General features: G+C 69.6%; 6 protein-coding genes. All 6 read right to left on the bottom strand.

Translation table 11 applies throughout. The features are described 5' to 3' along the window. Window positions 1-56: 56 nt before the first annotated feature. Window positions 57-1,043 (bottom strand): L-histidine N(alpha)-methyltransferase, encoded by a 987-nt coding sequence (gene egtD / locus V7053_RS17195; protein ID WP_334173487.1) that lies wholly within the window; start codon window positions 1,041-1,043, stop codon window positions 57-59. Next, window positions 1,040-2,137 (bottom strand): pyridoxal-phosphate-dependent aminotransferase family protein, encoded by a 1,098-nt coding sequence (locus V7053_RS17190; RefSeq protein ID WP_334173486.1) that lies wholly within the window; start codon window positions 2,135-2,137, stop codon window positions 1,040-1,042. Before V7053_RS17190 ends, egtD begins: the two co-directional genes overlap by 4 nt. A gap of 106 nt (window positions 2,138-2,243) precedes the next feature. Continuing rightward, window positions 2,244-3,659, bottom strand: a complete 1,416-nt coding sequence (locus tag V7053_RS17185; RefSeq protein ID WP_334173485.1) for an APC family permease — start codon at window positions 3,657-3,659, stop codon at window positions 2,244-2,246. After that, on the bottom strand, window positions 3,659-4,735 hold the full coding sequence (locus tag V7053_RS17180; protein ID WP_334173484.1) for an agmatine deiminase family protein: 1,077 nt from the start codon (window positions 4,733-4,735) through the stop codon (window positions 3,659-3,661). The genes V7053_RS17185 and V7053_RS17180 overlap by 1 nt, the downstream gene beginning before the upstream one ends. Continuing rightward, on the bottom strand, window positions 4,732-5,745 hold the full coding sequence (locus V7053_RS17175) for a nitrilase-related carbon-nitrogen hydrolase (protein ID WP_334173483.1): 1,014 nt from the start codon (window positions 5,743-5,745) through the stop codon (window positions 4,732-4,734). Before V7053_RS17175 ends, V7053_RS17180 begins: the two co-directional genes overlap by 4 nt. A 125-nt stretch (window positions 5,746-5,870) precedes the next feature. Beyond that, window positions 5,871-6,572 carry a TetR/AcrR family transcriptional regulator gene (locus V7053_RS17170; protein ID WP_334173482.1) on the bottom strand — a complete coding sequence of 234 codons (702 nt, stop codon included), beginning with the start codon at window positions 6,570-6,572 and terminating at the stop codon, window positions 5,871-5,873. Window positions 6,573-6,645 lie beyond the last annotated feature (73 nt).

Genomic DNA, 6,645 nt, shown 5'->3' with positions numbered 1-6,645 from the left:
CTACGGCTCCCCGGTTTCCGCGCGGTTACACCCTTGTGAGCTTCTGGGAACGCCCTCTAGCGCGGCTCGGCGAGCGTGAGCCCGAAGCGTCCGGCCGCGTCGGTCCATTGGCCGACGACGCCGAAGCCCGCCTCGTCGAGGTCGGCCGCGAATCGCTCGGGGCGGAACTTGGCCGAGATCTCGGTGCGCAGGTCCTCGCCAGCCGCGAAGTCCACCTCGAGGTCCACTCCGGGCAGCCGGACGCGCATGGGGCGGGTCGCCCGGAGCCTCATCTCGATCCATTCCTCGCGTTCGTTCCACAGCGCGACATGCTCGAACGCGTCGACATCGAAGTCGGCGCCTAGCTCGGCGTTGAGCACGCGCAGGACGTTCCGGTTGAACTCGGCGGTGACGCCCTCGGCGTCGTCGTACGCGGGGACCAGCACGGAGGGCGGCTTCACGAGGTCCGTGCCGATGAGCAGCGAGCCCTCGCCAGGCCTCAGGCAATCGCGGATCGAGCGGAGGAACTGGTGGCGGTCCTCCGGCTCGAAGTTGCCGATCGTGCCGCCGAGGAACGCGATCATCCGGCACCCCTCGTGCGGTAGGAGGTGCAGCTGGTGCTCGAAGTCCGCAGCAACGGCCTCGAGATCCAGCGCGGGGTACAGGGCGGCGAGCTCCTTGCGCGCTGCGATGAGTGCGCTGTCGCTCACGTCCACGGCGATGTAGCGGCGGAGGGGCCCCGCGGCGGCGAGGGCGTCGAGGAGGAGCGGTGTCTTGCGGGACGAGCCGGAGCCGAGCTCCATGAGCGTCTCCGCCGGGGCCGCTGCGGCGATGTCCTCGGCGTGGAGCTCGAGCGCCTCGCGTTCGGCGCGCGTCGGGTAGTACTCCTCGAGCAGCGTGATGCGTTCGAACAGCTGGCTGCCCCGCTGATCGTAGAACCACTTGGGCGGGAGCGTCTTCGGGCTCTTGCCGAGGCCCGCGAGGACGTCCCGCCGCAGGCTCATCGCGAGGAAGTCCGGCGGAAGGTAGTGGGTGATGCCGGCGGGGGTGAACGCGTCGCTCACGATGCGGCAATCGCCTCCTCGAGCGCCCCCAGCACCAAGGTCACGCCCGCGGGCGTCGCGTTGGGACCCATGAGCCCGATCCGCCAGACCGATTCTGCGTAGCGCCCCACGCCCGCCCCGATCTCGATGCTGTACCGCTCGAGAAGATGCGTGCGCACGCGGGCCGAGTCGAGCCCATCGGGCACCTTCACCGTGGTGAGGCTCGGCAGCCGGTGGCCTTCGGCGGCGAACAGCTCGAGCCCCAACGCCTCGAGCCCGTCGCGCAGCGCGGCGCCCGCGGCCTCGTGCCGGGCCCAGACGTTCTCGAGCCCCTCGACGAGGATCCGGTCGAGGCCGGCCTCGAGCCCCGCGACCATCGTTACCGGCGCCGTGTGGTGGTACGTGCGCGTATGGCCCTCGCCGGCGCCGACATACCCGCCGAGCAGGCCGATGTCGAAGTACCACGAGCGCGGATCCTTGACCCGCCGCTCGAAGGCACGCTCCGAGACGGTGAAGGGCGAGAGGCCCGGCGGTACGCCGAGGCACTTCTGCGTTCCGGCGTAGCCGATGTCGATGCCCCAGCCGTCCGCGCGGAGTTCGAGGCCGCCGATCGAGGTCACGGCATCGACGAGCAGCAGGGCATCGCCCTTGCCCGCACCGAGCGCAGCGATGTCGGAGCGGACTCCCGTGGACGTCTCGGCGTGGACGGCTGCGATGACCTTCGGGTGCGGGTGCGCGCTCAGGACGCGGTCGACGTCGACCGGCTGGCCCCACTCGTGGTCCACCCGAACGACGTCGGCGCCGCACCTCCGGGCGATCTCGCACATGCGCTCGCCGAACAGCCCGTTGACGGCGACGACGGCCACGTCGCCGTCGGACACCATGTTCACGAAGGCGGCCTCCATGCCGCCCGACCCCGTCGCGCTCACGGGCCACGTTCTCGCGTTGCGCGTGCCCCAGACGCGGCGCAGGCCCTCCGCGACGCGGTCCAGGCGGTCGATGAACGCCGGGTCGAGATGCCCGATCACGGGGTGGGACAGGGCGGCCATGACTTCGGGGTACGCATTGCTCGGTCCGGGGCCGAACAGATAGCGGAAGGGCAGGATTTCGGGCACGCTTCACTGTCTCACAGCAAGGACGACGACGGCTCTCCCCGTGCGCGGAAGGGGAGCGCCGTCGTCGTTCGCTTCGAAGCGGCCCGCGAGGGTCGCGCGGGGGGCGCTAGGCGGTGACGGACTCGCCGTCGAGCTCGACGGCGTCCTCCTCCCGCATGCTCACGTTGATCCGCTGTCGGAAGCCGCGCGTCATGACGAGGAGGCACACCATGCCGATGCCGAGCCAGATGGCGCCGTACGTGAGCGCATCGGCCTGGAGGTTGGCCCAGAGGACGCCCGTGAGCGCCATGCCGATCACAGGCAGCACGATGTTCCTGAACACGTCCCGCGGCGAGCGGAACTGCTTCCGCCGGACCACGAACAGGATGATCACCGTGAGATTGACGAACGTGAACGCGATGAGCGCGCCGAAGTTGATCATCGAGGAGATGAATTCGAGCGTGAACGGGATCGCGAGGAGCGAGACGGCGCCGACGAAGAGGACGGCCGACGTCGGGGTCCGGTACTTCGGGTGGACGAAGGAGAAGAAGCGCGACACGGGGCCCCGGCCGTTGCGGCCCATGACGTAGATCATGCGGGACACCGAAGCGTGCGAAGAGAGGCTCGAGGCGACGGTCGCGGCGAACGCGGCCGAGGTGAAGAGGATCTTGAAGAACTCTCCACCGACCTTGAGGGCCATCTCGGGCAGCGTGTCGTCGGTGTTCTGGAAGCCGTCGAGCGTCGGGAAGACCGATTGGCCGAACCACGCGGCGACGAAGAAGATCGCGCCGCCGATCAGGAGCGCGAGGACGATCGCCTTCGGGACCGTGCTGGTGTCCTTGGCTTCCTCCGTGTACATCGTGATGGCGTCGAAGCCGATGAAGGAGAAACAGACCACCGTCGCGCCGCTGATGACCGCCGATGCGTCCACGCCGTCGTGGAAGAGCGGGGTCGACGAGAAGATGGAGGCGTCCCCGGCGCCGTGGGTGAGGGCGTTCCACGCCAGCACGACGAAGACGCCGATGAGCACCACCTCGAAGACGACGAGGATGCCGTTGACCTTCGACGTCGAGTTCATGCTCCAGAGGTTCATCACCGTGATGAGCACGACGTACGCGACGACCCAGAGCCAGGCGGGAGTGTCCGGGAAGAACGACTCCATGTAGATGCGGATCAGCAGGGCATTGACGAGCGGGAGGAGGAGATAGTCCAGGAGGGAGGCCCAGCCGACGAGGAACCCGAGGTTCGGATGGATCGTCTCCGACGTGTACGTGTAGGCGGAGCCGGCGGACGGGTAGACCCGGGTCATCCGGCCGTAGCTGACGGCCGTGAAGACCATGGCGACGAGCGCGACGAGGTAGGCAAGCGGGACGACGCCGTTGGTCTCGCCCGAGACGATGCCGAAGGTGTCGAAGACGGTGGTCGGGGTCATGTACCCCAGACCGAGGCCGACGATCGCCCACAGGCCGAGCGACCGCTTGAGCGCGGTGGGGTTCCGCAGAAGCGCAGAGGAGTTCTGCAGCATGGGGGAGTTCTGGGACATCAGAGGCCATTTTCTTTCGTGCGATCCGCGGCGGCAATGCCTGCGGAGGGGCGGAAGGTGCGGGTGGGCTGCTGCTGGGTGATGCAATGGATGCCTCCGCCGCGCGCGAAGAGCGGACGGGCGTCGACGGCGGAGACCTGCCGCCCGCGGTAGGCGTCGGCGAGGAGGCGGAGGGCCTTCTCGTCCTGGGGGTCGCCGAAGGCACAGGCGACGACGCCGCCGTTGACGGCGACGTGGTTGATGTAGCTCCAGTCCACCCAGTCCTCGCCGTCGTGCAGCTGCTCGGGGGCGGGGATCTCCGTGATCTGCCACGGCTTGCCGTCCGCGGTGCGGGAGGCGTGGAGGACCTCGAGCAGCTGGTGGCTCACCTCGTGGTCGGGGTGCTCTGGGTTCGTCTGGACGTGCACGAGCAGGGTCCCCGGTGACGGGATCGCCGCGACGAGGTCGACGTGCCCGCGGGTGCCGAACTCCTTCGTGTCCCGCGTGAGTCCGCGCGGGAGCCAGACGGCGTGGCGGGCCCCGACAGTGCGCCCGAACTCGGCTTCGACGGCGGCCTTCGTCAGGCCGGGGTTGCGGAAGGGGTCGAGCTGAACGGACTCGGTGAGGAGCACGGTACCCTGGCCGTCGGTCTGGAACCCTCCGCCCTCGTTGACCAGGCCGCTCGGCACGGGCTGGGCTGCGGCGGCGTCGGCGACGGTCCGCCCGATCGCCGAGTCGTGCTCCCACGAGGCCCAGCTCTGCTGCCCCCAGCCGTTGAAGACCCAGTCGACCGCTCCCAGCCGACCGTCGTCGTCCGTCACGAAGCTCGGGCCGATGTCGCGCATCCACGCGTCGTCGAGCGGTGCCTCGACGAGGCCGACCCGCGCGTCGAGGTAAGCTGCCGCGATGGCGCGGTCCTCGGGGCGCACCACCATGGTGACGGGCTCGTAGCGAAGCGCCGCATGGGCGACTGCGGCCCAGGCTGCACGGGCCTCATGGGCCTCCGCGTCGGTCTCGCCGAGCGTGTAGCCGCCGGAGGGCCAGGCCATCCAGAGCCGCTCGTGCGGCTCGGTCTCGGCGGGCATGCGCCAGGTCATGGGCGCGCGCCTTCGAGCTGGGGCACGACGCCGAACGGGGCCGTGGGGTCGACTGGCGCCGTGAGCGCGGCGTAGGTCTCGGGTCGGCGGGTGGTGAGGAAGGGGAAGAGGGTGAGCCAGTCCCGCCGCTGGTCGAGGTCGAGGTCGGCGATGAGGACGGCGGAGCCCTCCCGCGGGGCGCGGGCGAGGATGCGGCCGTACGGGTCGGAGATGAACGACGAGCCGTAGAAGGTCACGAGTCCTTCGTTTCCCCAGCGATTCGGGACCACCATGAAAAGGCCGTTGGCGATCCCGTTTCCGACGATGACCTGCCGCCAGAGCGGCTCCGTGTCGAAGCCTGGGTGGCCAGGCTCGGAGCCGATGGCTGTCGGGTAGGCGAGGACCTCGGCGCCGTTGAGCGAGTAGACGCGAGCGAGTTCGGGGAACCATTCGTCCCAGCACGTGGGAAGGCCGAGGCGTACGCCGCCGAGCTCGGCCGGGGCGTGGACCGGATAGCCGTGGTTGGCGGCCTGCGGCTGGCCGGGCTGGGGGCCCTGATGGAAGAACTCGTCCTCGTAGTAGCCCTCGGTGACCGGGATGTGGAGCTTGTCGGTCGCTGCGAGGAGGCTGCCGTCGGGGCCGACGAGGATTGCGGTGTTGAAGCCGCGCTCGTCGTGTTCGTCGCCCTTGCGGTAGAGGCTCGCGTGGACTGCGATGCCGTGCTTCTGGGCGGCGCGGCGGGCGAAGGCGAGGGTGGGGCCCGTCTCCAGATCCTCGGCAATGCTGCTCGGCCTGTAGGCGGGGAGGGTGTCGGCGGGGTAGCGCGAGAGCGTGAGCTCGGGAAGGAAGACAAGCTTCGCGCCGCGCACGCCTGCCCGCCGGATGCCCTCCTCGAGCTCGGCCTCGGTCGCGGAAGGGTCGTCGTGCCAGCGGTGCTGGACGAGCGCGACGCGCAGCGGTTCGCGGCGGTCGGTGTCTTCGCTCGTGCGGGCCCACGACACCGGGGGCTGCAGGGCAAGGATCTCGTGCATGGGGTCCTTCTTGTGGGGGTCTGCTTGCGAGTAGATCTCTGGGAGCCACTAAATGAATGACGTTCGTTTATTAGAGCAGTGACGCAGCCCACGGTCAAGGGGGAGGGGCGAAGGGGCCTCTGGGGTCAGCGGCGCGTCGCGAGGGTCGAGGCGAGGGTCCCGCGGAGCCCTGCGACGAGCGCGTGGAGTCCCAGCGCGAACGCGTCGTCCGCGGCGGCACGACCGCGCCCGCGCCGTGCCCCGACCGCGTCGGCGAAGGTGGGGGCAAGATCGCGCCGCTCGCCGACGTCGAAGATCCATTCGGGGGCCGAGACGTCCATGGCCGAGCCGAGGATGAACGACTCGACGGCCACGATCGCGTCGATCACGAGATCCTCAGGCCAGCCCCCGGCGCGGAGCCCCTCGGCGACGCGCTCATACATCTCGAGGGTATGCGGCGCGCCGGTGATGGGCAGGACGGCGATCACGGGGATGAGCGGCGAGTGGTTCGCGAACGCTTCGCGGTACGAGTAGGCCCATCTGATGAGCGCGACATCCCAGGGGTCACGTCCGAAGGCGGAGGTGTCGATGGTGTCGTTGACGTCGTCCTGGACCCAGTTGAGCACCTCGTCCTTCGAGGCGACGTGGTTGTACAGGGCCGACGGCGCAGTCTTGAGTTCGCGGGCGAGGGCGGCCATGGTGAGCCCTTCGTAGCCCGCCCTTCCGATGATGGCGAGGGCCGCCGTCGTGATCTTGCCCCGCGAGAGGACGGGCTGGGACGGCCTCCCGCGGCGGCGCGGGGCGGAGGCGCCCGAGGTCTCGGGCGCGGCGGACGGGGCGGGCTCCATGATCCGGAGTCTAGGCGACAAGGCGCCTCATGCAGGGGGTTGCGTTCCCGACTAAATGAACTATATTCATTTA

The organism is Sinomonas sp. (genome assembly GCF_036848755.1).
In the GTDB taxonomy this organism is placed as follows: domain Bacteria; phylum Actinomycetota; class Actinomycetes; order Actinomycetales; family Micrococcaceae; genus Sinomonas.
Note: the sequence above shows the minus strand (reverse complement) of the source record. Positions and strands in the feature narration are given on the sequence as shown.